Consider the following 26,688-nt stretch of genomic DNA (forward strand, 5'->3'; position numbering starts at 1 on the left):
ATAAAGATACTAGTCCCTTAAACGAAAACATACTCCCCATCACCAATCCGAATCGTCTTCCCTTTCAGCTCTAACGAATCCGTTTCAAAAACCACCTGCTTGAATTGGTTCTCGTCTCCTTGCACGAAAGCAAATGATCTATCGCCAATCTTAAGGCTGAAGGTATCATCCTCTGACTTCGTAACAGGCAGTCCGAATATGGTTCCCCAATGGTTGGCTGCAGCTTCAGGATCGGAGACATGAAATACAGCACGGACGATTTCGACTTCTCCCGCAGGATGAGGCTTAATGACTCCAGATGATGTTAATCTTTCCACTCGCTCTGTATCCGTTCCGCTCCATTGAATGATGAACGGATAGACCAGTCCCCCAAAGTCACCAGCAATGGTCATCATCCGCCACTCTATTAATCTGCCCTCGTTATCTAGTCGCTTACCATCGATAATTGGAGATAATGATAAGCCTGCTGCTTTCAGGGAAGCCGCTACTTCTTCAATATCATCCGTCCGGATGACTACTCTACTTAGAACTTCATGTTCTGGTAAAAGTTCAACTGCATCTTTCACCACTAGATTATGTTCAGTTGCCTTTGCCAGCTCAAGATTCTCAATGCCCAGAAACTCGAGATAGGTTAGCCCAAAGTAACTTAAGGCATTATAGGTTCCCCAATCTTTATGAGATCCTCCTTTAAAAGCAACCAATCCATGAGCTCCAAAGATCTCAACCGGTTTGGCCAAATCATTGACATAGTGAACTAAATGATCCCATTTCATCGTTGTCATGATTACTTCACTCCCAGCTCAGTAGTACGTTTTACGGCTGCCAGAACACTTCTTTGCAGGCCCGCTGCGAAATCACTGTTGTTTAATTCGTACAAGCCATGCATGCCGACACCGCCAGGTGAATTATTAATATCCAGCAGCTGTCGTGGATGCAGCCCTGTCTGTTGCAGCATTGCTACCGATCCCATCAGATTCTCCAATGCAACCTTCCAGGCTTGCTCACGCGGCAGTCCGGCAAGTACACCTGCATCCACGAGAGATTCAATGAAATAATAGATATAGTTAGGACCCGCCACACCAAATCCAGTGAAAACATCCATTAACGCCTCATCCAGATATTGTACTTTTCCAAAGCCAAGTAAAAAATGCTCCACTTGATCACGAGTAGCATAAGCATTTAACGCTACACCACTATAGCCATATCCTGTATCGGTTAAAGTATTGGGGATAACCCGGATAATGGACCGTTCAGCTCCAAAATACCCAGCTAATTGATCATTTGTCACACCCGCCACAATCGATACGATTGCGGCAGAAGCTGTAGCGAATTGTTGTACGTTTTGACCAAGTGTAGTTAAATCATCCTGTGGGCGAACTGCCACTACAATCACATCTGCTGTAGACAGGTTATGCTCTTGCGAACTCTCCGTATCCACACCGTATTTGGTATTCAAAAACTGCAGACGCGCTTCATTAATATCCGATACACTAATTTGATTTACAGACAAGGTGTTATTCGCTATACATGCGCGGATGATCGCTTCCGCCATCTGTCCGCCACCAATAAAATGAATCTTTTCTTTGGTCACTCCGTTCACTTCCTTAATTAATTGTTGTCCCAAGCTTCAGGTAGAATGAAACCATCATATTTTTCTAATCCAAGAATATATTCTTCAAACTCTTTGGATTCATAAGCAGCTTTCAAATCTTTAGCCCACTGAGAATTTTCATCCTTTTTATTAACCGATACGATAATTCTGTGTTCCATAGGTGTGTTTTCTATTTTCAAAGCATCCGTAATCTTTCTGTCCGAATTGGCAATATAATTACCGTTTACAACGCCATAATCAACATCTTGAAGGGAGACAAGGATTTGAGCGGGGTCCAGTATTTTAATATCAATATTATATTTATCCGGTTCCATACTATTAATATTGAAATCCGCTACGCCCGCCCCTTCTTTAATTTTGACCCAACCCAATTCTTCCAGAATACGTAGTGCACGCTCTTGGTTTACCGGATCGTTCGGAACAGCTACGGTTGTACCGTCTTTAACATCGTCTAGCGTGGTATGATTTACAGAATAAAGACCTTGTGGAGCACCTGGAACATAAGCAATTCCGACCATATCTGCATTGATTTCTTCGTTAATGGCCTCCATATAGGCTGTACTTTGGAATATACTTGCGTCAATGGAGCCTTCTTTCATTGCTGGATTGACCTGCATATTTTGCGAGAAGGTTTTAATGTCAACGGAATACCCTTGTTTCTCTAAAATCGGTAGAATCGATTGGCGGAATTGTTCCTCATAGGTTCCAACACCAAATCCAACGGTAAGCTTTTTCTTATCTCCAGAATCCCCCGCCTCTTTATTGCCACAAGCCGTCAACACTGCAAGAACACCTATCATCATCACTAACATTAACTTTTTCATACTTACTTCCCCTATTCCAATATAGATTTTTTAAATTGTGCCAACGCCTCATCCGTCACATTGAGTGGGATTGCGCAGTTTGGAGATAGAATAAACGGCTGGTCTTTCATTAACTTTAATGCATCTTCAGCCTGCTGCTTGATTTGGGCAATATCGTTTACCGCAAACAACCCATGATCGACTCCCCCCACTTTAGTAGCTTTGAGATTTGCCTCTAACCCTGGATTCCCCTCGGCTATCGTATCCCAACTGATCCCATCAATCCGATAATCGTTGAACTTCTCAGGCTGGGCGTAAGCTCCACAAGTATGAAGAATGTTTTTTCCATAGCTTGCTGCTTCTAACACAATAGAATCATAAGGTCTGGACAGCTCATCAAACATTGCTTCATCAAATAATCCTGGGTGAGCTGTGCCCGTCACTGCGTAGAACAAACCGTCAGAGCCCGCTTGCTGTAACTCTTGTACATAATCGGCTAAAGTTAAGGAAATCGCATGTAGCGCATGGTGTGCTGCCGCTCGATGTTCTTTAAACAAGGATTCCAAAGTTACCGGGTGCTCAATACCAAACACCGTTTTAGTAACGTAAGCAGAACGTCCTACAATAAATAGCAGCACTGTTAATGGTGAAAATACCGTCTGGATTAGTGGGGTATCTGGTAACCCTTGGCGAATTTTTCTAACCGCATCTAAATGCTCTGCCAAAGGGGCTGACTGGACTGCCTTTTTAACATCGATATCCCACAGACTAGCCGCTGTTGGAATAGCCGTCGTTTGCTGTCTCGGAAATACGGTCTGATAATCCGTAAAATCGTATTGATTCCCCCAAGCTTCCGCCAGATAAGTCGCTCTTGGATTAATCTTGACCCAATCCCAATCATATTTTTTCGTAAAAGAAATCGTAGTTTCTGCTAAATCATCCGCAGTTTGTTCTTTGTCGATAAAATGGCGCCAACCACTTCCGATTGGACGATCCGCCCGTTCTCCTGATAATAATGCGTTAAAACGATCTTGCTTACTCCATTCACTCATCTGTCGAGTCCCTCCCAGAATATGTAGTAACTAGTAACGGCGAATTTTTCTTGCTAGCGTGTTGCCTAAAGATTGAATCCCTTGCACTAAAATAATGAGGATAATCACGGTGGCTACTACGACAACAGTGTCAAAGCGTTGGTATCCATATACGATCGCCAAGTCTCCCACGCCGCCTCCCCCTACCGTTCCAGCCATTGCAGTTGCACCTATCAGACCAATCGTCGCTGTTGTAAGAGACAGGATTAAGGATCCAACCGCCTCTGGCAATAAAAAGTACCAAATGACTTGAAAAGGAGTGGCTCCCATCGCCTCAGCGGCTTCAAGGATTCCCGGATTCACTTCAAGCAGTGAGTTCTCTACCAACCGCCCTATATAAGGTGCGATATAGATAATCAAGGGTACGATCGCTGCGCTTGTCCCAATTGAAGTATGAACAATCAATCGTGTGAAAGGCACAATCGCAACCAGTAAAATAATAAAAGGCAATGAGCGAATGATGTTGATAATCGGATTTAGTACGGCGTAAAGCGCTTTGTTCTCCAAAACCCCACCCGGACGAGTGATGACAAGCAATATCCCAAATGGGATCCCAATCAGGGAGCCAACAAACAAGGAGAACCCTACCATTTGAATGGTTTCTATAATCGCCTGCAGAAATTGATCACCTGTTACTGTGGTCGAAAACATTAGATTCTACCTCCTCTACACCGACTCCATTTCTTGTTAAGAAAGATAATGCATTGTTAATCTCTGCTGCCTCACCATCGAATTGAATGATCACTGTTCCCAGTGTTGTTTCTTGAATTTCCGTCGTATTCGCAAATAAAATATTGACCTTTATATCGCAGGAGCGAATCATTTCAAACAGGATAGGCTCGGAGGCACTTGCTCCCACAAAATTAAGCTTGTACAGCTGACTTCCGGGTTCTGTTTTGATAGATTTCCGCACGCTAGAGGTCATGCTATTTTGAATAACCGTCTTCACGAAATTTTGCGTGGTCAGATGTTTTGGACTTCCGAATACATCTAGAACGCTTCCTTGCTCAATAATCCGGCCTTCTTCCATGACCGCTACCTTGTTACAAATCTCTTGAATCACGGACATTTCATGTGTAATGATCATCACGGTAATGTTGTATTCAGCATTGATTTTTTTTAATAGCTGTAAGATAGAATGTGTGGTCTGTGGATCTAAGGCAGAGGTCGCTTCGTCACATAAAAGGATAGACGGATTCGAGGCAAGCGCTCTGGCAATCCCGACACGTTGCTTCTGACCACCTGATAACTCACTCGGGTAACTCCCCGCTTTGTCACTTAATCCAACAAACTCTAGCAGCTCCATTACCCGTTGGCGGATTTCATTTTTATTCTTTTTTAGGAGAACTAGAGGGATCGCCACATTATCAAAAACTTTTTTAGATTCTAATAGATTAAAATGTTGAAAAATCATTCCGATATTTTTCTTAGCGGTACGCAACTCTTTATCGTTGTATGTTCCCAAATCACGTCCAGCGACCATAACTTGTCCTTTGGTGGGTCTTTCCAAATAATTGACTAAACGAATTAATGTACTTTTCCCAGCACCGCTATAGCCGATAACCCCAAATATATCGCCTTTTTCGACCTTTAAATCAATCCCTTTAAGAGCATCAATAGTGGTCCCTTTCCGAGTGAACGATTTGTAAACATTCTTTAATTCAATCATTTCCATTCCCCTCAATCATATATAGGATTAAGCTTCCTCTTGCTGCTTCACCAGCGCTTGTTCTGCCAATAAAGCGAAATACTTAGCAGCTGGTAATATCGCAGCTTCATCAACATCGAAACGAGGGTGATGTAAGGGATAGGCTGGACCTGATCCTATATTCACAAAAGCACCCGGTATCTGTTGTAAATAAAAAGAGAAATCTTCTCCACCCATCTGTGGAGGAATATCATGTACTTCATAGCCGAAATCTGAGGCGATCTTTTTGGTAAAGTCCGCCCATTCCCCATGATTTATCGTTGCGGGTGGACCTGGATACCAATGTAACTGTGCCTCTGCCCCAGCTCCCGCAGCAATCCCTTCGATAAGACGAGTCATTTGTATCGGAATATTGCGGCGAATCTCTTCATTGTAAGTTCTTACTGTACCTTCTAATTCGACTTTTTCCGGCAATACATTCCATGTGAAGCCTCCATTAATTCGGGTAACACTTAACACTACTGGTTCCGTGGTGCTGTTTTGACGACTTACGATGGTTTGTAGAGCGGTAATGATTTGAGCCGCAGTTACAATCGTATCCACACCTTTTTCAGGATAAGCAGCATGAGCGCCGACACCTTTTATTGTAATTTCAAACCGGTCAACACCGGCTGTTAAAGCTCCTGTTCTTGTTCCAAAAGCTCCTGTAGGCAAGTCAGGTGAATTATGGAGACCAAATATAGCCGCCACATCCTGGAGTCCTCCCGAGGCTAAGACACTTTCCGCCCCATGCCCTGTTTCTTCCGCGGGTTGAAACAATACTCTAACCTTTCCAGGTAATTCACTTTCACGAGCCTTTAATAATAATGCAGCACCTAAAATAGTAGCCGTGTGAAAATCGTGACCACAGGCATGCATCTTTCCTGGGATCTCTGAGGCAAAGGACAATTCAGTTTGTTCCTCTATGGGAAGTGCATCAATATCACAACGAATGGCCACTATGGGTCCGTGACCCTGCCCGATCTCTGCGATGAGTCCTGTTTGTAAAGGCAAGTCAAGGATGTGAATATTGGCTTGGGTCAGCCATTCCCGTAATTTTGTTGTGGTTTTAAACTCTTCATACGCTAATTCAGGCTCACGATGCAGGTTTCTGCGAACCTCTATTAATTGATTAGCTAAAGCTTGCTCAACCTCATTTAGTGGTTTCATAGCTGATGTACTCCCCTTTCGTTATGCTTCCAGCTTTTCTTCAATCCCTTTGATGCGATCAAGCGCAGTCGATAGACTGCTTAAAATATGATCTTGCATGGCTTTTTCAGCACCATCTTCATTTTTAGCAGCGATCATTTGTAAAATAAGATCATGTTCTTCATCCGCTTGTGTGTTCCAATCCCCATGCATAGAGACGAATCGACAATAACGAAGCGAATGATCTCTTAATTGATTCAGAACCTTCTCGAAGGTTTTAAGTTCACTGATTTCTGATAAATAATCATGGAACTCAAATCCATAAGTAACAAAATTCTGATTATCACCAAGCTGGAACGAGTGTTTCATTTTTGTAATCATCGTCGTTAAGTTAACAATATCTTTCTCTGTGGCATGCTTAGCTGCACTTCTTGCAATATAGCCTTCAAGCATGCTGCGAATAAGAAATATTTCTTCAACCTCTTTACGGGTTACTGAAGCTACCCGCAGTCTTCCATTTGGCTGTCGAACCAGAAAATCCTCGTTCTCCAGTCTCTGTATCGCCTCTCTTAGAGGTGTGCGGCTGACTCCGAGCAAGGCCGCCAAATTTTCTTCATTTACAGGTTGATTCGGTTCAAACTCGCTATCAATAATTTTTTGTTTTAATTCATAGTAGGTATTATCCTTTGATAACCTTCGTGATCGTATCGCCATTTCTATACTGCTCCTCATCGATAATCTATGGGGTCCGAACCCCAATAATATATTTGTATAATTGTATACAATTATTAGTTAAGGATTGATTAGTTAGTTACATTCCCTTCCATACCGTTCAAGCTTTTTTATACTATATTCCAATTATTCCACCTAGTCAAGTAGGAATTAAAAATCAATCTAATCCCCTCTTTTCAACACAAAAAAACCCTACAACCAACAAGGGTCGTAGAGCTATTTTTGAATAAATAAATTTCAGAATTAGAAAGAAATAATTCCCGAGGTATGGAGCAGCACTAGGAACACTAGGATCGGCGCCACATAACGGAGCATAAACAGCCAAACACGGAACCAGCGCGCCTGTAGTCCAGCGGCTTCCGCTGCACCTTTCCAGAAATAACCGGCGAAGATGGTAATCAGCAGACCTCCAAGCGGCAGCATAATGTTAGAGGTGATAAAATCCAGCCCATCAAATAGAGATTTGCCACCAATCGTTAGCTCCGGGAACATTCCCAGTGACATCGCTAAAGGAATACTAAGAAGGAAACAGATCAGCGTCAAAATCCAAACCGAACGTTTCCGGCTCCAATTCCAGCGCTCCATTGTGAAGGATACAGGCACTTCAAGCAGCGATACAGCTGAGGTTAGAGCAGCAATCGCCAGCAAGATAAAGAACAAACCGCCGAAGAGCGCACCAAAAGGCATAGCCGAGAAAGCGGCTGGCAAAGCGATAAAAATCAGCGAAGGCCCCTGATCAGGAGCAATACCAAATGAGAACGTCGTCGGAAAAATAATCAAGCCTGCGATAAAAGCATATAACAAATCTCCTGCACCGATTGCGATGGCAGCGGTACCCAGCGATTGTTTTTTATCAACATAAGATCCGTAAGTCAGGAGAATCCCCATCCCGAGCGATAATGAAAAGAAGGCATGTCCCAATGCAACTAGCGCAGATTCCGCTGTCAACACTGAAAAGTCCGGTTTTAGGAAAAAGGATACCCCTGCGGATGCACCCGGTAAGGTTACCGCGCGAATCATTAACACTACAAGGAGTACGACCATACCAGGAATTAATACTTTGTTAAATTTCTCAATCCCGCCTGATACACCAAGGATGACTACACCCGCCGTAATCAGAATGGCTATCCCCTGCCAAACGATTGGCATATATCCAGAGACAAACGAATTGAATTCGCCTGCATAATCAGTAGTGCTGAATAGTTGTCCATTAAAAGCAATCATCGAATAGTTCAGCGTCCAGCCAGCAACAATAATATAAAAGGAGAGAATTAGAAACGGCGCAAGCACCTGCAACATTCCAGCTGCAAACCAACTCTTCCCGCCTCCAGCCCGCATAAAAGAGGTCGCCGCACTACCACGCCCACTGCGTCCGATAGCCAGTTCTGCCAACAGCACCGGTAACCCTATCAGCACCAAACAGACGATGAAAAGAAGGAAAAAAGCTGCCCCCCCATTTTCCCCTGTAATATAAGGAAACTTCCACATATTCCCTAGCCCAACCGAGCTGCCAATGGCGGCAAAAATAAAGCCCGCGGAAGAGAAGCGTTCCTCCTTCTCCGAGAGAAGATTTTTGTTACCCTTAATTTGATTCATTATAACGCCCCGTTTTCTTTTTTAGACCTCATTATAGCTTAAGTAACAAAGCACGTCATATGGAAATTTTCTGACTATTCTTATAACTACTCAAATTTTCTGTTTGTAAACGCTTATATTGTTTATTCAGTCACTGAATCTTACGAAGAATTATACTACTAACTCCCCTTTCTCATTATATCCACTAATGTCGTGCCTCATTGCTTCAATGAAACGAATTGTCTATATCCTGACGATATCTTTTAACAAAAAAGGCTCCCACTAAGGGAGCCTTTTCTAAACATTATTTGCGGACAGAGAGAATGAACCTCTCAAGCTTAGCTGTATCGGTTATGCTCCGATTACATTCCTGATTATCCAAACATACGTATTGACCCACAGCAGAAATATTATCCGGCGAAACGTTCACATTCTTGGTCTTAACATAAAAGAATGCAAGCTCTTGATGCCGATTGCAGAACATGCAGTACCCTTTTTTGTGCGTTGGTGTAATTCTACCCTCTATACCAATGAACTGTCCTTCGTACGGATAGATAATGAATAATTTATTACTGGCAATATCTATCCAACTCAAATACGTTATGTTGCGATAGTCGATGAGTTGTAGATCAGGTACTTTCAGTTTCTTATTCTTAGGGAATAGCTTCTGAATCTGCTTCAGCGTAATCGTCGGATATGACTCTAGGTATGGTTCTAATTCACTAAGATATCTCTGGAAATCTTCTGCAGTTTCGAAGGTCGATATTTGTTCCAGCATCTGCTTGTGATTCTCCGTAAGAGAAGGAAATGCCTCAATAATGTTCGTAGCAGCACTATATCTTACAGTCTCCAAGACTCTGCGATCCGCAACGGTTCGCAGGGTATGCAGAACAAATTTCGTTTGTTTCTTAATTAAGTTATATTGATGGTTTCTAATAAATGGTGTACACATCGCTTTTCAGCCCCTTATTTATATTAAAAGTTCATAAGGTGCAAAGCCCATTTATAGAAACGATAAAATTAAGTTGGGCGATATATCCATCCATCGCACCTCACGCAAAGTATCGCCCTATATTAGGCTTTGCGTGAGGAACTTCTAGCTAATGGGCATTTCAACATTAGCACTGTACCACCTCCGAGCATATTTCATGCCAAAAGTATAGCACCGTATTTTAGAAGGCGCAATTCATCTCGGGTGTCTATTTTTCATGCCATACCTACAAAAAAAGGGAGCTACATGGACTAGTCCAGTAACTCCCTCTTTTTTGACTATTCTTTTACAGCGCCGACTACGATCCCTGTCACAAAATAACGTTGCAGGAATGGATAAACCAACAATATCGGTAGCGCACTTATGAAAATCTGTGAAGCCCGTATGGTCCGTTGAGACAAGTTAGCTACGGCTGACGGATCAAGCTTGGACATATCTGCCTGAACGATAATGGTCTGCATAAACGTCGCCAGCGGCAGCTTATCCGAATCTCTGATATAGATTATACCGTCAAAATAAGAGTTCCAATGACCCACCATCATGAATAGAGAAACCGTTGCAATGACTGGTAAGGAGACTGGTAAATATATTTTCAAAAAGGTCTTAAAATGTCCTGCCCCATCAATAAAGGCCGCTTCCTCAAGGTCCTTAGGTACACCACGGAAGAAGTTCAGCAGCAAAATGATGTTAAATACGGCTACCAATCCAGGTAGGATAAGTGCCATCAAAGAATTCATCAGCCCGAGCTTTAGAATCAGGATATATCCCGGAATCAGACCCCCACTGAACAGCATGGTTACGACAAAATACCAAAGGTAGATATTACGCGCCCGGAAAACTCTAGTTTCCTTAGAAAGAGCATAGGCTGCAACCGTATTTACTACCAGTGCAAGTGCTGTTCCTAGGATTGTCCGCTCTACCGACACCCACAGGGATGTAAGAAAATTAGTGTTGTTAAAAGTTTTTGCATAGGCCTCCAAAGTGAAGCCAATTGGCCAAAAGGTGACCAAACCAGCATTGGCTGGGGCGGACGCACTAAGAGATACCATGAGTAAGTGATACAATGGCAGCAAGCAGAGCACCGAAAGGATAGTTAGGAGCACATTGTTGAATATGCTAAATATTCGATATGGAAGGGTTTTATGGTACATTTGTTGTCATCCTTTCTAGAAAATTCTGTACCCTGCAAATCTATAGGCAAGTCGGTATGAAATAACGATTAGAATTAAACTAATTGCCGATTTAAAAAGATTAACTGCGGTCGCAAAGCTGAATTGTCCGCTGAGAAGACCTTCTCTGTACACAAAGGTATCAATGATATCCCCTTGTTGATAGATCAAAGGACTATATAGATTAAATACCTGGTCAAAGTTGGCGTTCAATACATTGCCCAGTGCCAAGGTCGCAATTACAATAGCAATTGGAATAAGTGCTGGTATGGTAATATACATCGTTTGCTTCCAGCGACCTGCCCCATCCACTTCAGCAGCTTCATAAAGTGATGGATTAATGCCGGATAGCGCAGCTAGGAAAATGATCGTGTTGAAACCAAATTCTTTCCAAACATCACTGGCTATGATGGTAAATCGGAACCAATTGCCGTCCCCTAGAAAAAAGATCGGTTTTATGCCGAAAACGGACGAAATAAACTGATTGACGATCCCTGTTTGTGCTAGGATATCGATCAGAATTCCTGAAAGGGTAACCCAAGACAAGAAATGCGGTAGATAGACGAGTGTTTGAATAGATCTTTTAAGACCCATATTCCTTACCTCATTGAGCAACAAAGCGAATATAAAAGGAATAATCAGGTTCAAAACAATTTTGGAGCAAGCAAAAAACAGTGTATTCCAGGTGATTTGCAGGAAATAATCGTTCTCCCACATGTACCTAAAATGCTTAAGTCCGACCCATTCGGAATCAAAAAATCCTAATGCAGGCTTATAATCCTGAAATGCCATGAGTATTCCTGACATGGGGATATAAGAAAAAATAAAAACCATAATTGCCGCTGGTAATACCATGAAGTGGAGCACCCATGGTTGTTTATAGCCTTTTTTTCTTTTTCTTTTTATACTTGGTTTATTTTCCAGGCCTACCTGCTGTATTGAATTAGCCTCCATAGCTCTCTCCTGTTCCCAAAAAAAATATTTTGTGTGTGATGGGGATCTCTGCTATAAATAGTATCAGGCGTTTCTCAGGTTTGACTATATAACATTGTTAGGCTTGATATGGTTTTATTAGGACATCATCTGGAGGGTACATTTATGAATATTTGGAAGCGCTTTACATCCCTGAGAGAATTAACACAATCCCGGTTTAGTTTGTTTGCCAAAATAAACTGCCTGATCATACTCTTGTTCATCCCCATCATTATCATGTATACCTTTTCAAATAACGTCACATACGATGTTGTAAGCAAAGAGCTGCAGGTGTCCAATACGAAGCAGCTCACTTTTCTGTCCAGTCAAATTGATTCGCGTATTAATCAGATGATGGACTTCGCCCTTATCCTTTCTAGAGATCCCAATGTCAGAGCCTTCAACGGATTAAACATTTGGGCGGATCGATATGATCAGATGCAGACCCGGTATGTCATTCAGGAAAAGATGGTGCTTCAATCCGGGGTTGCAGATATTTGGCCTGCCAGATATGCCGTACATTCACAGCAAAATAAAGATGTCATCTCCAACTACAACCGGACATTTGGGTATGATGAGGATTACTTAAAAAGAAATATGAGTGGAAAATGGACGTATGGCGATCATAGCTTGGAATCTAAAGACGAGCTAAAATCCTTTTACTGGTTCTATACGGATTCCTTAGCTCAGCCGGGGATGTTGACGGGAAGCAACTTGGTGATTGAAGCCAGCTTCAGTTATGAGAATATTCAGAACATGCTGGATACGTACAAGGAAGGTGGACAAGGTGATCCTTTTTTCTATCATAAAGGGAACTCGCCAATTCTGAATCGCAGTGCGGACAAGCAGTTATCTGAAGAACTCATTCTTTACCTGGATAAACACTCACCTGAGAACACTACCCAGGATGTAGTCAAACTCAATGGCAAGAACTACCTGGTCAGCTCTGTGAAGTCCTCCTATTTGGATTGGAATTTAATAGATGTTGTCCCTCTATATCAAATCCTAAAACCCATTTCGCTCAGTCAGGATTTGTTCTATATCTCGATGATTTTGCTGTTTGTTATGGGAATTTCCGCTTCCATATTACTATACAGAAATGTTCAATATCCTATCAAAAAGCTAATTAAAGGCTTACGGCGCGTGCAGCGTGGAGATTATTCTGTACGTCTTCATAACGAGGGCCGGAACGAGTTTTCGTTTCTATTCCATCGCTTTAATGATATGTCCCATCAAATTCAAGACCTGATAGAGAATGTGTTCAATGAGAAAATCCGTGCCCGCGAAGCTACACTTAAGCAACTGCAGGCGCAAATCAATCCACATTTTCTCTATAACTGCCTTGGTTATATTATCAATATGGCCCAAATGAAGGATGAGGACGCTGTCGTCTCAATGGCTTATAATTTAAGTGCTTACTATCGTTATACTACCCGAATGGAACGGGAAACCGCGTCACTGGATGAAGAAATCAAGCTGCTCGTCAACTATTTGGATATTCAAAAGCTGCGCAATGCCAGAATTGATTATCATATCGAAATCCCTGAGAACATGTTAAGCCAGTCTGTGCCACGTCTAATGCTTCAGCCTATTGTGGAGAACTCAGTCATTCACGGAGTGGCCAAATCGTATTCATCGGGTGAGATTAGCATTAGTGGTGAGATTTCGAACGGCTTCTGCAAGATTTATATTGATGACGACGGGCCTGGCTTGAATCCGGAGCAGTTAGAAGCTTTGAATCGTAAAATGCAGGAGCCATTGCAGGAAGAAATGGGCTGTGGGCTCTGGAATACGAATCAGCGGATCATGCACCTGTTCGGTAATCAATCCTGTCTAACCTTTAAACCATCCCCTCTTGGAGGTTTCCGAACAGAGATTATCTGGGAAATCCCTACTGAGGATGAATATTCTAAATTTAAGAATCATCAAGGAGAATAACAACATGCAAATGATTATAGTAGACGATGAAGCGCACTGGGTAGATAATCTTGCCATGACTAAACCCTGGCATACGCTAGGAATTGAACAGGTGCATAAAGCGTATTCGGCACGTGAGGCGCTACAAATTATCGATACCAACCCGATTGATATTGTGATCTCGGATATCCAAATGCCCGAAATGACGGGAATTGAATTAATAGAGCGGATAAGAAAACGTGATAAAAAGATTAAATGCATTATTTTATCAGGCCATTCGGAGTTCGATTACGCCAAAAAAGCACTCCAGCATAATGCTGTCGATTATTTGCTTAAGCCACCTACCGATGATGAAATCATCGGTGCAGTCAAAACTGCCATCGAGCAATTGAACACAGAATGGGAACTTATCAGTTCGCTTAAACGAACCCAGTTTACCCTACGGGAAAATCTGCCGCTTTTACGTGGTCAACTGCTGCTTGATGCCTTGCAAGGTCATCAATTTCAAGCTGGCGAATGGGAACGGAAGCTCGTAAATTATGATTTGCCCTTCCATTCTGGCGATTGCGCTTTGATGCTTGTACGCATGGAAGAAGAATTTAGCCATTATAACAATAATGATCAAACCTTAATTGAATATGCCATCATCAATATGGCTGAAGAGATTATGGGTGAATTCATGCAGGTCTGGGGCGTTAAAGAAGAACATGGATATCTTGTGTTTCTGCTTCAGCTTAAAGAGAAAGGATCCGACATCGGCAAAGAAACCATCCTAGAAAAGCTTTCTTTACAGCTTCAGTATAAGGTTAAGCAATTTCTGAAAGGTTCCCTGTCCATAGTAATCACCGAGTGGTTCCAGTTTCCCGAGAAGGTGTCGAGCCGTTTCCGTCAGGCTACAGCTTATTTCCGGCAGATCGTGGGAGACGAGCGCGAATTCGTAATGCGGGTCAGCGAATTTGAACCTTCCACCACCCAAGGACCTTTGGATGCCCTTTACACCCCGCCGACACTAATTCACCTGCTTGAAAGTGGGCATTGGGATGCTGCGGAAGAGAAACTACTCGCTGTCTGCGCGGAGCTGGATGAGAAATGGTCTGAATCGTGGGAGCATTGCATGGAGGCAGGTTTTTTAATCACTGCATCCTTCACGAATCTCGCACACCGAAATGGACATACTCTAGCTAACTTAGTGGGAGACGATCTCGGTTGGTTGCAAAGCGGTGAAGCGTTCTCGACCATCGGCAAACTTAGAAAATGGTCCCTCAGCATCCTGAGCAAATTGAAAGAAGGAACGTCTAACGAAATTAAGGACATCAGGTCTGAATATGTGAAAAAGATTCAAGATTTCACAGACAAAAACCTGCATTTAGATGTTTCATTACGGGTTCTGGCTGACCATGTAAACCTCCATCCGACTCATTTATCAAAAATTTATAAGATTGAAACGGGTGAAGGAATAAGCGATTATATCTCGCGCCTGCGCATGGATCGGGCCTGCCATAAGCTGAAAACCACTTCTAAAAAAGTCTATGAAATCAGCATGGAGATTGGCTATATGGACCCTGCTTATTTTATAAAAGTGTTCAAACGACAGTTCGGAGTAACACCGCAGGAATATCGAGACAATAATAAATAGCATGATAGAGTCCTATCGAAACTAAAAATCTCATATAGATGCCATCCCCGACTAGTTGTTAAAGTTACACTTGTAAAGATCATACACAGTAGGGGGAATTAAAGAATGATCAAGTTCAAAAAAATGTGGTCGTTGTTAACGGTCACAGCACTTATCACACTCACAGCCTGTGGCAGTGGCGGCGGAAATAATGAAAACGCCAAACAAAACAATACCACATCGTCTGAGACTAGTTTATCTGAAGCAGATGCTGCTTTTGAAAAAGGTAAATACGATCCACCCATCGAGTTCAGTTCGGTATTGATGCCGAAGAAATATGTTCAAGGCGATACAAAAGAAAACAATGTTCACGATCGCTGGATGCTGGAAACACTGGGCATGAAGCATAAAGATACTTGGTATCCAGCCAATGACGATCAATACAGACAAAAGCTTCAGCTTGCCATTGCTTCTGGCGAAAAGCTGCCTGACTTCGTTTCTGTACCAACCAATGCAGTGTTGACCAATCAACTGATTGATTCCGGTCAGTTCATTGCTATCGATGAGTTGTTTGACAAGTATGCTAATAAAATTCTAAAAGATCATGCTGCAGCACACCCAGAACTTTGGTATCCATTCACAAAAGACGGTAAGAAATACAATATGCCGATCCTTGAATATACCGATAATGACGATACCCTTCTCTGGTTACGGGAAGATTGGATGGAAAAGCTGAACCTTCAAGCTCCAAAAACAATCGCCGATCTTGAGATCATTATGGACAAATTCAAGAACGAAAACCCTGACGGTCTAGCACCTAAAGATGTTTTCCCACTTGCGATTTCTTTGAAAAACAATACAAACACCTGGATGGGCCAACTAGACTGGTTATTCGGTGCTTACGGTACGATTGAAGAACAATGGAATAAAGATGCCGACGGCAATCTAGAATACGGTTCCATAAATCCTGGAGCTAAACAAGCCCTTGCTAAGCTTAGTGAGTGGATGGAAAAAGGTTATATTCACACAGACTCCGCACTTTGGGATGAAGGTAAATCTGCTGAAAGCTGGACAAAAGGCGCCGCAGGTATTCTACCAGGGGCAAACTGGGTTCCAGACTGGCCGGCTCCCGATCTTATGAAAAATGTACCTGGAGCGAAGATCAAAGCTTATCCGGTTCCAGCAGGTCCAGACGGACTCATCGGTACCAAATGGCAGAACTCTGGGGTAAACGCTAGTATCATGATTAACAAAGATGCTAAGCACCCTGAAGCAATTTTCTTATACTACAACTACTTGCTTGATAACCTAGCTAATCCTGCAGCTGGTAGTGAATTTGAATACGGCTTTGCTAAAGGCTACGATTGGGACATGATTGATGGAAAGCCTACTAGTGATAAAGAGAAGATTAAAGACTTCTCCAATGAGTTTCCTTTCTTAACTGGACCGGCTCGTATTCCTGATCTGTTCATGAAGACATTGGTTAAACTTGCTGATGGTGAAACACCTGTAACTCCTTATGAAAAACAAATGGCTGAGTTCCGTAAACCGGAAAACTGGGCCGCTGCAAAAGTTGTTATGTCGCAAATAGACATTCGTAGACAGAACTATTTCACTGGTGCTGCGACACCAACGATGGTATCCAAATGGAATCTGCTTCGTCAATCCGAAATGGAAACCTTCAACAAAATCATTTACGGTAAGCTTCCTGTAGATGCCTTTGACTCCTTTGTTTCCAACTGGAAAGCAAATGGTGGGGATCAAATTACCAAAGAAGTTAACGAATGGTTCAAGTCTGTATCCACCAAATAGACTAAAGTAAATAAAAACAAGCCGGCGCGTGATCCTTTCGCTCCGGCTTGTTTTTTTATGAATTCCTCCTTAACTTTCGCCCGCTAGAATCCGTTTCAAATACCCCGTCAACTCTTTTGCCGCTTGTTCATGAGCTAATGCTCCCGGATGACTTCTTGCCCCTATGGTCTCATCTGTCATATTCGGAAGCTGCAACACAGAAACCTGCTTGTCCCCTGTTTTCTTGCTATAAGCATCGACCGCTCGGTAGATCGCCGGCATCATGGGGATACCAAGCATCCCGTATGCCCATACGAGATGTGCATGTTGATTATTTTTTCTAAGCTTCATCAGAAATTTCTCGGCGGCATCGACAAAAGCTTGTATATCATCCTCATGATAGGTCCCGTCTTCATTTAAGCGTTGTTTATGGCTTTCCCCTGTTACCTCATCTTTCCATTCTGGCGAATGAAAAGCGCCCCCATCATTTGTTCCTAGATTAACTACCACAACATCTGGCTGCCAGGATTCAAAAGAATGTGCTTGAAAAGCTCCTAAAGCTTCGTTTTTTGCTCCAGTTAGAAGACCACAAACCTGTTCATAACAATCAGGGATATTACCGTACGGATTATTATCCCAGCTAGTAAGGACGCCCCAGCCACTTTGAGAAATAACTCTATATTCTGCATTTAAAGCATCTGCCGTCATACTAGTATAGTTGTTAATGGCACTAAACCACATTGGAATCCAGTCTTCTTCAGCCTTGGCACCTATACTTCCTTCTCCGGATGTTATACTGTCACCTATGAACTCTATCTTGTGGGGTTTGTCCGCAACGGGCAGAAATTCCCCATCCATCTTCACCGCATGTATCTGCAAAGAGCAGCCAGAGTCTCCACTCATTGCCTGCACATCTTTTACAATACGGACATTTTTCACAACACGATCATTCATGCCTCTAAATACACAAATCCAATACCGGCCTGCTACTAACATTTGTCTGCTTACAGGAACGGAGTTGATCAGGATGCTAATCCAAGGTTCATAAACATCATAATCTGCTTCTACTTCAAGCCATAGCTCAGAACTTTTAACATTTAATTCGACCGCACTGCCTGTCCAAAATAACGTTAGTGGAGAAAGTAAACCTGTTGTTCTGCCGTGAATTTTCAGATGTTCGATATCAGCTAATGTATGTACCTTTAAGTTTGTATTCTGCTTCATAAAATCCCTCCTGAATTACTACTAGAATCCTAATCTATACTTCTACTTCACTACTTCTTCAATACTATCTTATAATCCTTTTCCAAATAGCATATAGCATATAGCATATAGCATATACTCTGCCTCTGGTACAATAGAATTAAATGAGGTCATGAACAAAGGTGGGATTGAAGTTGAAAGTTATACCTAACTGTATTACACTTGGCAGAATTATTTTGGCAATCATGCTGTTATTCTTCGAGCCCCTAAGTTCGCCCTTTCTTGCAATTTATATCCTTTGCGGAGTCACCGATCTGATAGATGGTCCAATTGCCCGAAAATCAGGCACAACAAGTCATCTCGGAGCAAAGCTGGATTCTGCTGCCGACACGATACTAATCGGGATCTGCTTATTTACTTTGTATCCGTTTCTGGGTCTTACACTCGAATTCATCTTATGGATCTTCTTGATCGCGGTCATCCGCATAACATCGATAGGGATCGCCCTCCGGAGATTCAAAACTTACGCAAGCATCCATACCTACGGCAATAAACTCACCGGGCTCCTCTTATTTATAACTCCTTTATGGCTTTCCCATAGTACCCACACCATTTGGACAACCATTGTCTGTATAATTGCAACCTTATCCGCCGTGGAAGAATTGATCATCCAAATCACATCCACTCAATTACAGCTGGACAGAAAAGGATGGTTTTACAACCATCCTAATCAGGAATAATGAAAGACACTGTAGTTCCCACCCCAGGAATACTTTGAATCTTCAAGCCTTGTCCATATAATTGTGTTAATCTCCGATCTGTATTAAGGAGCCCAATTCCTTGATCCTTAAGGCTTTTTGGCTGCAATAACTTACTGACTTGAGCTTCATCCATTCCAATCCCCGTATCTGCAATGATAAAATGAACAGCCTCCGCATGTGTCTCGATGTGAATGCGCAAGGTTCCACCTTTTGCCCGACTTAAGATCCCATGCCGGACGGCGTTCTCGACCAGTGGCTGAATCGTCAGCGGAGGAATTAGAAGCTGGAGATTCGCGTCTACTTCCCATTCAACTTGCAGCCTCTCCTCAAAACGCTGCTGCTGGATATATACATAATTCTCGACCAGCTCCAGCTCTTGCGACAGCGAAACAAGTTTGCCTGCATTTAAGAAGTCAAAGCTGATCCGCAGATAAGTAGTGAACGCATCTGAAAGATCTTTCATTTTGACAGTGTCAAAATCACTCAAGGACATAATCGAATTTAATGTATTAAAGAGAAAATGTGGATGGATCTGCGCTTGTAAATAAGCAGCCTCCATTCTCAAACGATCATTGACTGCTTGCTTCATAGAAGTGAGCGACGAAGCACGATACTTCAATTCTATGGCATCTACTGGCTTGGTTACATAGTCATTAGCGCCAGCCAAGAAACCTGCGTAGACATCCTCCTGCTCACTGCGAGCGGTCAATAGAATAATAGGAAGTTCATACATCGTAAACCGCTCGCGTATCAATCTTGTCAATTCATAACCAGACATGCCCGGCATCATCACATCAGCGATAACCAAATCAAACTGCTCATGATGCAACATATCCAGCGCCTCACGGGCTGAAGTCGTTGTATCAATCCGATAAGCTCCATCTGATAAAATATTTTGCAAAACTTTTAAATTGACCGAATCATCATCAACTGCCAGCACATGTATGATATCAGCGTCTGTATCGAGCTTCGAGAGTGGCTCTACTTCCTTTGTATTATAGGTGGCAGCCACCATAGCTGATTTCTCAGCAGTTATCCACGTGCTGAATGGTGACAATGGATCCGAATCTTTTTCTGCATAGACATCCGGAATGGATGACTGCAAGCTCCCTTTGGCTACAGGTAATTTGAAGCTGAACTTACTTCCCTGACCCGGCTGCGATTGCAGCAATAATTCACTGCCATGCAGTTCGACCAGCTCCTTACAGATGCTAAGTCCCAGCCCAATGCCGCCTTGACCGTAAGCCCCTTGTTCATAGCGCATAAAAACACGCTTTTTCAAAGCTTCATCCATACCTACTCCTGTATCCGTAACATGTATCCATACATCCCCACCTACTTGTTCTGCGGCCAGTTCAACACTTCCCTGTTCGGTGTACTTTAGTGCGTTATGAACTAAATTAATCAGAATCTGCACCAATCGCTCCTCATCCGCATAAACACGAGGCAGTTTCTCATCTATAGACATTCGAAGCTCTACCTTCGTCCCACCGGTTAAGAAGCGTAACATATCCAGTACACCTTCAGCCAATGACCTCACTTGCAAGACCTTTATATTCATCACAATCCGCTTATCCTGCAATCGCACAACATCAAGCAAGTCATTCAGCATAAGCGACATCCGGCGACTGACCATAATTAGCAATTCCATGTCACGCTGGCTCTCTTCATCCAGCACATGTTTTTTTCTTGTTAACACACTTTGGGCAATATTCATAATCCCATGCAGTGGAGTGCGCAGCTCATGTGATGTATTGGCTAGAAAACGGTCCTTTAATTTATTGGATTCCGCCAATTGAGCGTTCAGTAACACATTTTGATGGGATTGATGAAAATATCTCCTAAACCAATAGGCGGAAAATGCGGCAAGGGCAGCTATTAAATCTACGGGATAAAACATAAATTGTGAGCTACTGGCATAGTAGACAGCCCCCCACAACATATTATTTAGTACTGCTAACACTGAAAACAATAAAAATAGAGCACCTTCAGCTCGTAAGGATACCATCTTCCAAAAATAATATACCGTCCAACACACTGGAACGTAATACAGGATCATGTAATACCCTTTTCCGATGATATATAACACTGCCTCTTCAGGACCTACAATAATAAATAAAGTAAAAATGAGAACTGACAGGATGTAACTATAAAACGCCTTGCCTTTCCGTCGATTCCCCAATAGTTCTCTTCCCATCAATAAAAGGAATAGACAAAACCCTATATACGAAAGAACCTTTAACCTCAACATCCAGGCAAAATCAACATGAAGAAACCGGAACATTAGTCCATTATGTTCAACCCCAATGGATACAGCCGCAGCGACCATCATGAGGAAAAAAATAATCAGCTCTGTTTTTCGTACATCCATCAGATAGATAATCAATAAATACAACCCATGTAGAAGAAGCATGACCCCTACGACTAGCTGCAAGCCAATGGAATTCCAGTATATAGTGTCTACTTCATGTTGAATGCCAAACTCCACGGACCGAATTATGCCCCCTTTTAGTGGAGACTCATAGTTTGACGTCCGAACAAATAGATCCAGATGCTTCTGATCTGTAGGTGTATAACTGATTAAGAATGCTTTCGTCACATAAACATGCTCTTCCTTCTCGTCAGATAACACACCAAACCGTGCGAGCACTGTTCCATTGATCTCCACTTCAGAAGAAGTATAGATGGACTGGAACCAAAAGCTTAGCGGCTCAGACAAGGGTTGATCTAGCAAAATACGCATATGATAAGTTCCGTATCCATATGCCTTTTTTTGCTCTGAAGGATTAAATGCGGTACTCCAGTTACCCGGCACCTGAAGCATTTGGCCTTTTAAAACGCTATCCACATTGGCGGCATTCACCCATTGTTGAGGATAAAACTCCCATTCTCCATCCAATGGAAAAGAGCTTAGTGATTCAAGGTCCACTCCCCGCAAATCGAGCACACCTTGCTCCACTACAGGAGGATTAGACAGAGTAAAATGATTGTACCAGCTCCAGCGTATTGCAATCAGCAGGCAGATGAATACTACTATGTACAACATATGACTTAACTTAATTTTATTCTCCGAAGTTCTCATAGACTCCTCATTCGTCAATAGTATTTAATAGTGCTATATCCCTATCTCCAACTTTGAGCAATACAGTATGATTATACTATATTAAGAGGCCTATAGACGTATGTAATCCTATGTTTAGAGGAAAAAAATCAACTATCCCATAGAGCAGATAGTTGATTCCTTCCTTAACGCTTCTTCTAATGTAGAGTTCGATGTGTTTAGATTTCTAGCAATGAGAATACTTTATCGAAACCTGCTTTGGAACGGGAAAATAATTCAGATGAACTGTGTGCGGAGGCTGGTGCCAGCACTTCTTGGGCGATAACGCCGGTATACCCGATCTTTGTAAGGCTTCCCAGGAAGCCTGTAAGATCAATAGCCCCTTCCCCTGGATACAATCGATCAAAATCAAGCAATTCTTCTATGGGCAGAGGTTTAGCATCATTGATATGGACATACGCGATTTGATGCGGTTGTAATTTCAGCAGATCCTCACTTGTTAATCCATTTGTATGCCAATGATAGGAATCCAGCAACAAGCCGATATTTCTCACTTGAATGGTGTCTATCCAGTTCAACGTATCATGCATCGTCCAGATCAGCGGATTTGCCCATTGTTTACGTAAGTGATGAGGGCCAACGAACTCTAAGGCTAGCGAAATACCATAAGCGCCTAATATTTCTGCACATAGTCTTAAACGTCTAGTGGCTGCAATCATAAACGGTGCGACCGGAAGATCAGTCGAAGGTAAAATATATGTGCAGCATGTGGTGCACTTTAAGTCAGCAGCGGCCTCAGCCATCTGGGTAAGCGATTTCAGACTCTCCCTAAAGCTATCCTCTGTCGTGCGCCAATCTACCTCTAAACCAAAAGATCCTAGCATGACGCCATGACTTTCCAACAATTGAACTGCCCCATCCTTGCCATATTGCTGTACCAACTCTAATGGATTGACGTCTATGGACCGAAACCCGAATTGGCTCGCAAGTCTGATGTATTCTTCATTGGAACTAATCTCACCCAAACCTGCTGTTGTTAATCCTCTTATCATCGTAGATCTCCCCCTTTATGACCAATCAAACAGTACATCATTGTTCTGGGTACCCATTCCAAGTCTAGCGCATTTGGCACTCGAATAAAACACCTCAAAGGACATGTCATTCCTTTCATTTTTCTTCAAAGATCCTTATACTTGCTTGAAGAAGCATTTCAAGGGAGAATGAAAAGTATGGACATAAAAAAATTGCAATACTTTATCGCAGTAGCAGAGGAACTGCATTTTAACCGTGCAGCAGAGAAGCTAAATATGACACAGCCTCCCTTAAGCCAGCAAATTCAAGCTCTGGAGAATGAGATTGGTGTGAAACTATTAGAACGGAACAAAAGACAAGTTCGTCTCACGCCAGCGGGGGCGGTATTTCTAGAAGAGGCTAAATCCATTTTATCTCAACTGGAACGCTCTATTAAAACAACACAATTAGTCGATCAAGGAATTATCGGACATTTGAACATTGGATTTATAGATTCTGCAGCTGGTGGAGTATTGGTTAATATGTTAAAAATGTTTCGGGAACGTTATCCACAAGTACAACTCAGATTACATGAGATGACGTCTGCTCAGCAATGGCAGGCTTTACATGAAGGAACGATTCACATTGGATTTGTACGTTATACAGAGTCGGGCAAACATATCGACCATCGTCCCTTAGTCAATGAATCGCTTATTGCCGTTTTGCCAGAGCAGCATCACCTATCTCAATTACCGGTGTTATCCATTCGCTCTTTAGCTTTAGAGCCGTTTATATCGTTCCCGCGTCATTTAGGAGCTCCTTTTCATGACCTCATTATGAGCTTCTGCGCCCAACACGACATGTATCCGAATGTTGTACAGGAAGCCATTCAGATGTACACCATTGTAAATTTGGTAGCTGCTAATCTTGGAGTTTCCATTGTGCCCTCTTCAGTTGCTATTTTTCAGCGTGAAGGTGTCGCATTTCGTCCCTTTGAAGAAAGCACACCATCGATTCCCCTTTATGCCGCTTGGAGAACCGATTGCGATCGTGCCTCCTTATCCGCGTTACTAGAGATCATAGGACAAATGAGTTCAGAAGCTATTAATGGTGAATAATATAATATTCAGCCCGTTTTTCTAGGATCACGTTCAACGAGTCCTTCTAGCACCCTATCGATTTCCAACATCACTTCCCTATCCAGACGAACTCCCGCAGCTTTGGCATTTTCTATAACCTGCTCAGGCTTGGATGCCCCAATAATTGCAGAGGAGACTTGTGTATTTTGCAACACCCATGCTATAGCCAACTGCGGAAGCGTCAACCCAACTTCACTGGCGATGGAAGAGAGATTCGAGACCGCCTCAAGCACCTCAGTCCGAAGCCACTGACCCGCCAATTTATTCATAAATGGTGAGCCCGCAGCGGTTGAAGCACGAGAACCCTCTGGCAATGGTTGCCCTGGCATATATTTACCTGAAAGAATCCCTTGAGCAAGCGGTGACCAGACCACCTGTCCAATCCCTTCCCGCTCACAAGCTTGAACTACCTCCGTCTCCATCACGCGCCATAACATCGAATATTGAGGTTGACTAGCCACCAATGGCACCTTCAATTCCCTCGCCAAACTAGCACCTTCTGCTATCTGATCCGCCGTCCACTCACTTATCCCGACATAGAGAACCTTACCTTGACGCACCAGATCCGAAAAAGCCAAAAAGGTCTCTTCAAGGGATACTGTTGCGTCAAAGCGATGCGCATAATAGATATCAATATAATCGGTCTGTAATCTGTTCAGTGAAGCATGGCACGCCTCCATAATATGCTTGCGAGACAGACCTCTTGCGTTACGTCCCGTCCCTGTGGGATGGCACACCTTGGTACACAATTCGATATCAGCTCTGTGCACTCCTTTTAATGCTTGGCCCAGCACCATCTCAGCTTTCGTATCGGAATATACATCTGCAGTATCAAATGTTGTGATCCCTACATCCAATGCAGCGCGAACACAAGCATGGGCAGTATCATTGTCCACTTGAGCACCATGTGTAATCCAATTACCATAAGCAATCTCACTTAGATGTAAGCCACTAGTTCCTAATTTGCGATAGTTCATTTTATACCCTCCTTTAGATAACAATCTGATTGTAACAAAGAGATATTAATACGAGAAATACTCTTTAATATGCAGTTTAATTCAAAATAGATATTACTGAGACACTTAAAGATAATAAAAAAACGCCCTTTAGGCGTTTTTTTCGGTAAATATTCTGTTTCGAAACTCTAACTTCGCCTATACTCCGGTGAGTATTAACCTCCAAGCTTTGTTACCGCACCACAACTAACAGTACAATAATTCCGAGCCAAAACAGCCAGCTTACTGGGTGACCGAAATTTAATCCCCAGCCGACTCCGAGCCTTTTCTTGACGATTAGGTTTGGATCTTTGCGATTGAAATAAACCATACCTAATAGCCATTTTTCATCATCATGGACAGGTCTGACATTGGAGCTATCGGCAGATCGCTCCAAGCGGCTTTCACCCTGACCAGCCCAGAACGTTAAGGCCAAGGCGTATAGGATGATAAGGGCTATTATGATTAGGATAATAGGGATAGCGAAATTCATGTTAAGCTGAGATATCATATTTAGTTGCACGACGGAAAACAGGATAACTATTAAGAAGCTTGCTGTAAGCATAAAATATGACCAAGTACGGCGGTAAGTTGCGTCTTGTCTGATGGAACGGTTAGGATCATTGGGTTGAACCTGCTGCTTCACTCTGCGAATACTCCAATTCTCAAATATGAACAAAAGTGTTATGAACACTTGCATGATCGTAGGCATAAACACAGAACTATAAGATTTAGCTGCATAGCCGTCTACGTTCCAACTGCTGTTGTAATGGATCGGAATCTGATCAGGAATCAGATCGTAGTTGCGTAGCACATTTACAATAGTAACAACAATAATCAAAACATGAATGAGGAACCATTTATTAGACAAGCCAATGTTTCTTTTCCGAAATCCAGTGTCCACTGCCATGATCGATGGTTCCAGAGCAATAGGCAGCATAGGTAGTAAACTTTTCATTTTGAAATAATAGCTAATGTTTATGACTAGGGAGATTACGACCATGGCGAGTGAATAAGTGACAATGATCCAACTTGGTTGCTTGGAATGTTCATCACCGTATATTAGACAGAGGATACAAATAATGAATAGGATGGTATGTAAGGTAGCACTAATCCTAGCATATGACTTCCGCATCTGGCGCAGAGGCTCACTATGGAATTGTACAGGGCTGACGGTGACCCCAAAACTAATCGTCTCTCTTGTTAAATAAGGCATGCTTACCATGAGTACAATGGCAGGTACAAATACTAAGATCATTACTATAACAGGCATTATCGTCATATCATTCGCCTCCTCTTATACATAAGTGTGTATTTGAAAACTCTATAACCCTTATAGCATAGGCGATTCATCACTATGCCTTTTTGCGTATGATTATCCTATTAACTTAGGATAGGTAATCGGCTTGAACAT

The 26,688-nt window shown here is 42.6% G+C and carries 22 protein-coding genes; 5 read left to right on the forward strand and 17 right to left on the reverse strand.

Annotation, left to right across the window (positions count from 1 at the left end):
• Positions 1 to 17: 17 nt before the first annotated feature.
• The 12 genes from NSQ66_RS18655 to NSQ66_RS18710 form a co-directional block, all read right to left on the reverse strand.
• On the reverse strand, positions 18 to 782 hold the full coding sequence (locus NSQ66_RS18655) for a VOC family protein (protein ID WP_076141010.1): 765 nt from the start codon (positions 780 to 782) through the stop codon (positions 18 to 20).
• Between the two features lie 2 nt (positions 783 to 784).
• Complete coding sequence (gene proC / locus NSQ66_RS18660) at positions 785 to 1,624, reverse strand: pyrroline-5-carboxylate reductase (protein WP_339191808.1); 840 nt, start codon at positions 1,622 to 1,624, stop codon at positions 785 to 787.
• Positions 1,609 to 2,436 carry a MetQ/NlpA family ABC transporter substrate-binding protein gene (locus NSQ66_RS18665; protein ID WP_076141012.1) on the reverse strand — a complete coding sequence of 276 codons (828 nt, stop codon included), beginning with the start codon at positions 2,434 to 2,436 and terminating at the stop codon, positions 1,609 to 1,611. Before NSQ66_RS18665 ends, proC begins: the two co-directional genes overlap by 16 nt.
• An 11-nt stretch (positions 2,437 to 2,447) precedes the next feature.
• Complete coding sequence (locus NSQ66_RS18670; RefSeq protein ID WP_036688667.1) at positions 2,448 to 3,467, reverse strand: uroporphyrinogen decarboxylase family protein; 1,020 nt, start codon at positions 3,465 to 3,467, stop codon at positions 2,448 to 2,450.
• Between the two features lie 30 nt (positions 3,468 to 3,497).
• A complete protein-coding gene (locus tag NSQ66_RS18675; RefSeq protein ID WP_036688669.1) occupies positions 3,498 to 4,157 on the reverse strand; it encodes a methionine ABC transporter permease in 660 nt (219 codons plus the stop codon).
• Positions 4,132 to 5,175 carry a methionine ABC transporter ATP-binding protein gene (locus NSQ66_RS18680; RefSeq protein WP_036688670.1) on the reverse strand — a complete coding sequence of 348 codons (1,044 nt, stop codon included), beginning with the start codon at positions 5,173 to 5,175 and terminating at the stop codon, positions 4,132 to 4,134. The genes NSQ66_RS18675 and NSQ66_RS18680 overlap by 26 nt, the downstream gene beginning before the upstream one ends.
• Positions 5,176 to 5,202: 27 nt before the next feature.
• The gene (locus tag NSQ66_RS18685) at positions 5,203 to 6,363 is read right to left on the reverse strand and encodes an amidohydrolase (RefSeq protein WP_076141013.1); all 1,161 of its coding nucleotides are present in this window, start codon (positions 6,361 to 6,363) and stop codon (positions 5,203 to 5,205) included.
• A 21-nt stretch (positions 6,364 to 6,384) separates the two neighbouring features.
• A complete protein-coding gene (locus NSQ66_RS18690; RefSeq protein WP_036688673.1) occupies positions 6,385 to 7,056 on the reverse strand; it encodes a GntR family transcriptional regulator in 672 nt (223 codons plus the stop codon).
• A 261-nt stretch (positions 7,057 to 7,317) separates the two neighbouring features.
• Complete coding sequence (locus NSQ66_RS18695) at positions 7,318 to 8,670, reverse strand: sodium-dependent transporter (protein WP_036688675.1); 1,353 nt, start codon at positions 8,668 to 8,670, stop codon at positions 7,318 to 7,320.
• A 283-nt stretch (positions 8,671 to 8,953) separates the two neighbouring features.
• A complete protein-coding gene (locus NSQ66_RS18700; RefSeq protein ID WP_036688678.1) occupies positions 8,954 to 9,601 on the reverse strand; it encodes an elongation factor G-binding protein in 648 nt (215 codons plus the stop codon).
• A 317-nt stretch (positions 9,602 to 9,918) separates the two neighbouring features.
• A complete protein-coding gene (locus NSQ66_RS18705; protein ID WP_036688680.1) occupies positions 9,919 to 10,791 on the reverse strand; it encodes a carbohydrate ABC transporter permease in 873 nt (290 codons plus the stop codon).
• Positions 10,792 to 10,806: 15 nt separating this feature from the next.
• Positions 10,807 to 11,763 carry an ABC transporter permease subunit gene (locus NSQ66_RS18710; protein ID WP_036688682.1) on the reverse strand — a complete coding sequence of 319 codons (957 nt, stop codon included), beginning with the start codon at positions 11,761 to 11,763 and terminating at the stop codon, positions 10,807 to 10,809.
• A gap of 144 nt (positions 11,764 to 11,907) precedes the next feature.
• Between NSQ66_RS18710 and NSQ66_RS18715 the strand changes: the two genes are divergently transcribed.
• The 3 genes from NSQ66_RS18715 to NSQ66_RS18725 all read left to right on the forward strand — a co-directional run bounded on the left by NSQ66_RS18715 (position 11,908) and on the right by NSQ66_RS18725 (position 17,125).
• A complete protein-coding gene (locus tag NSQ66_RS18715) occupies positions 11,908 to 13,719 on the forward strand; it encodes a sensor histidine kinase (protein WP_076141014.1) in 1,812 nt (603 codons plus the stop codon).
• A gap of 4 nt (positions 13,720 to 13,723) precedes the next feature.
• A complete protein-coding gene (locus tag NSQ66_RS18720; protein WP_036688687.1) occupies positions 13,724 to 15,334 on the forward strand; it encodes a response regulator in 1,611 nt (536 codons plus the stop codon).
• A 105-nt stretch (positions 15,335 to 15,439) separates the two neighbouring features.
• Positions 15,440 to 17,125: an ABC transporter substrate-binding protein gene (locus tag NSQ66_RS18725; protein ID WP_036688689.1), complete on the forward strand. Its 1,686-nt coding sequence runs from the start codon at positions 15,440 to 15,442 to the stop codon at positions 17,123 to 17,125.
• 69 nt (positions 17,126 to 17,194) lie between these two features.
• Here NSQ66_RS18725 and NSQ66_RS18730 read toward each other — a convergent pair whose 3' ends face one another.
• The gene (locus NSQ66_RS18730; RefSeq protein ID WP_339279335.1) at positions 17,195 to 18,328 is read right to left on the reverse strand and encodes an SGNH/GDSL hydrolase family protein; all 1,134 of its coding nucleotides are present in this window, start codon (positions 18,326 to 18,328) and stop codon (positions 17,195 to 17,197) included.
• 173 nt (positions 18,329 to 18,501) lie between these two features.
• Between NSQ66_RS18730 and NSQ66_RS18735 the strand changes: the two genes are divergently transcribed.
• Entirely contained in the window at positions 18,502 to 19,047 is a 546-nt protein-coding gene (locus NSQ66_RS18735; RefSeq protein ID WP_076141017.1) for a CDP-alcohol phosphatidyltransferase family protein, read from the forward strand.
• On the opposite strand, the gene NSQ66_RS18740 is transcribed toward NSQ66_RS18735, so the two are convergent.
• Both NSQ66_RS18740 and NSQ66_RS18745 read right to left on the reverse strand, forming a co-directional pair.
• Positions 19,034 to 22,114 carry an ATP-binding protein gene (locus NSQ66_RS18740; protein WP_339191813.1) on the reverse strand — a complete coding sequence of 1,027 codons (3,081 nt, stop codon included), beginning with the start codon at positions 22,112 to 22,114 and terminating at the stop codon, positions 19,034 to 19,036. The two genes, NSQ66_RS18735 and NSQ66_RS18740, sit on opposite strands and share 14 nt — an antisense overlap.
• Before the next feature lie 233 nt (positions 22,115 to 22,347).
• Positions 22,348 to 23,181, reverse strand: a complete 834-nt coding sequence (locus NSQ66_RS18745) for a sugar phosphate isomerase/epimerase family protein (RefSeq protein WP_076141019.1) — start codon at positions 23,179 to 23,181, stop codon at positions 22,348 to 22,350.
• Positions 23,182 to 23,358: 177 nt separating this feature from the next.
• Between NSQ66_RS18745 and NSQ66_RS18750 the strand changes: the two genes are divergently transcribed.
• Positions 23,359 to 24,258: a LysR family transcriptional regulator gene (locus NSQ66_RS18750; RefSeq protein WP_038572065.1), complete on the forward strand. Its 900-nt coding sequence runs from the start codon at positions 23,359 to 23,361 to the stop codon at positions 24,256 to 24,258.
• Between the two features lie 8 nt (positions 24,259 to 24,266).
• On the opposite strand, the gene NSQ66_RS18755 is transcribed toward NSQ66_RS18750, so the two are convergent.
• On the reverse strand, positions 24,267 to 25,256 hold the full coding sequence (locus tag NSQ66_RS18755; RefSeq protein WP_076141020.1) for an aldo/keto reductase family protein: 990 nt from the start codon (positions 25,254 to 25,256) through the stop codon (positions 24,267 to 24,269).
• A gap of 211 nt (positions 25,257 to 25,467) precedes the next feature.
• Positions 25,468 to 26,556: a DUF1648 domain-containing protein gene (locus NSQ66_RS18760; RefSeq protein WP_076141021.1), complete on the reverse strand. Its 1,089-nt coding sequence runs from the start codon at positions 26,554 to 26,556 to the stop codon at positions 25,468 to 25,470.
• Positions 26,557 to 26,688: the final 132 nt, after the last annotated feature.

The sequence above is a fragment of the Paenibacillus sp. FSL H3-0329 genome, assembly GCF_037963285.1.
In the GTDB taxonomy this organism is placed as follows: domain Bacteria; phylum Bacillota; class Bacilli; order Paenibacillales; family Paenibacillaceae; genus Paenibacillus_AQ; species Paenibacillus_AQ odorifer.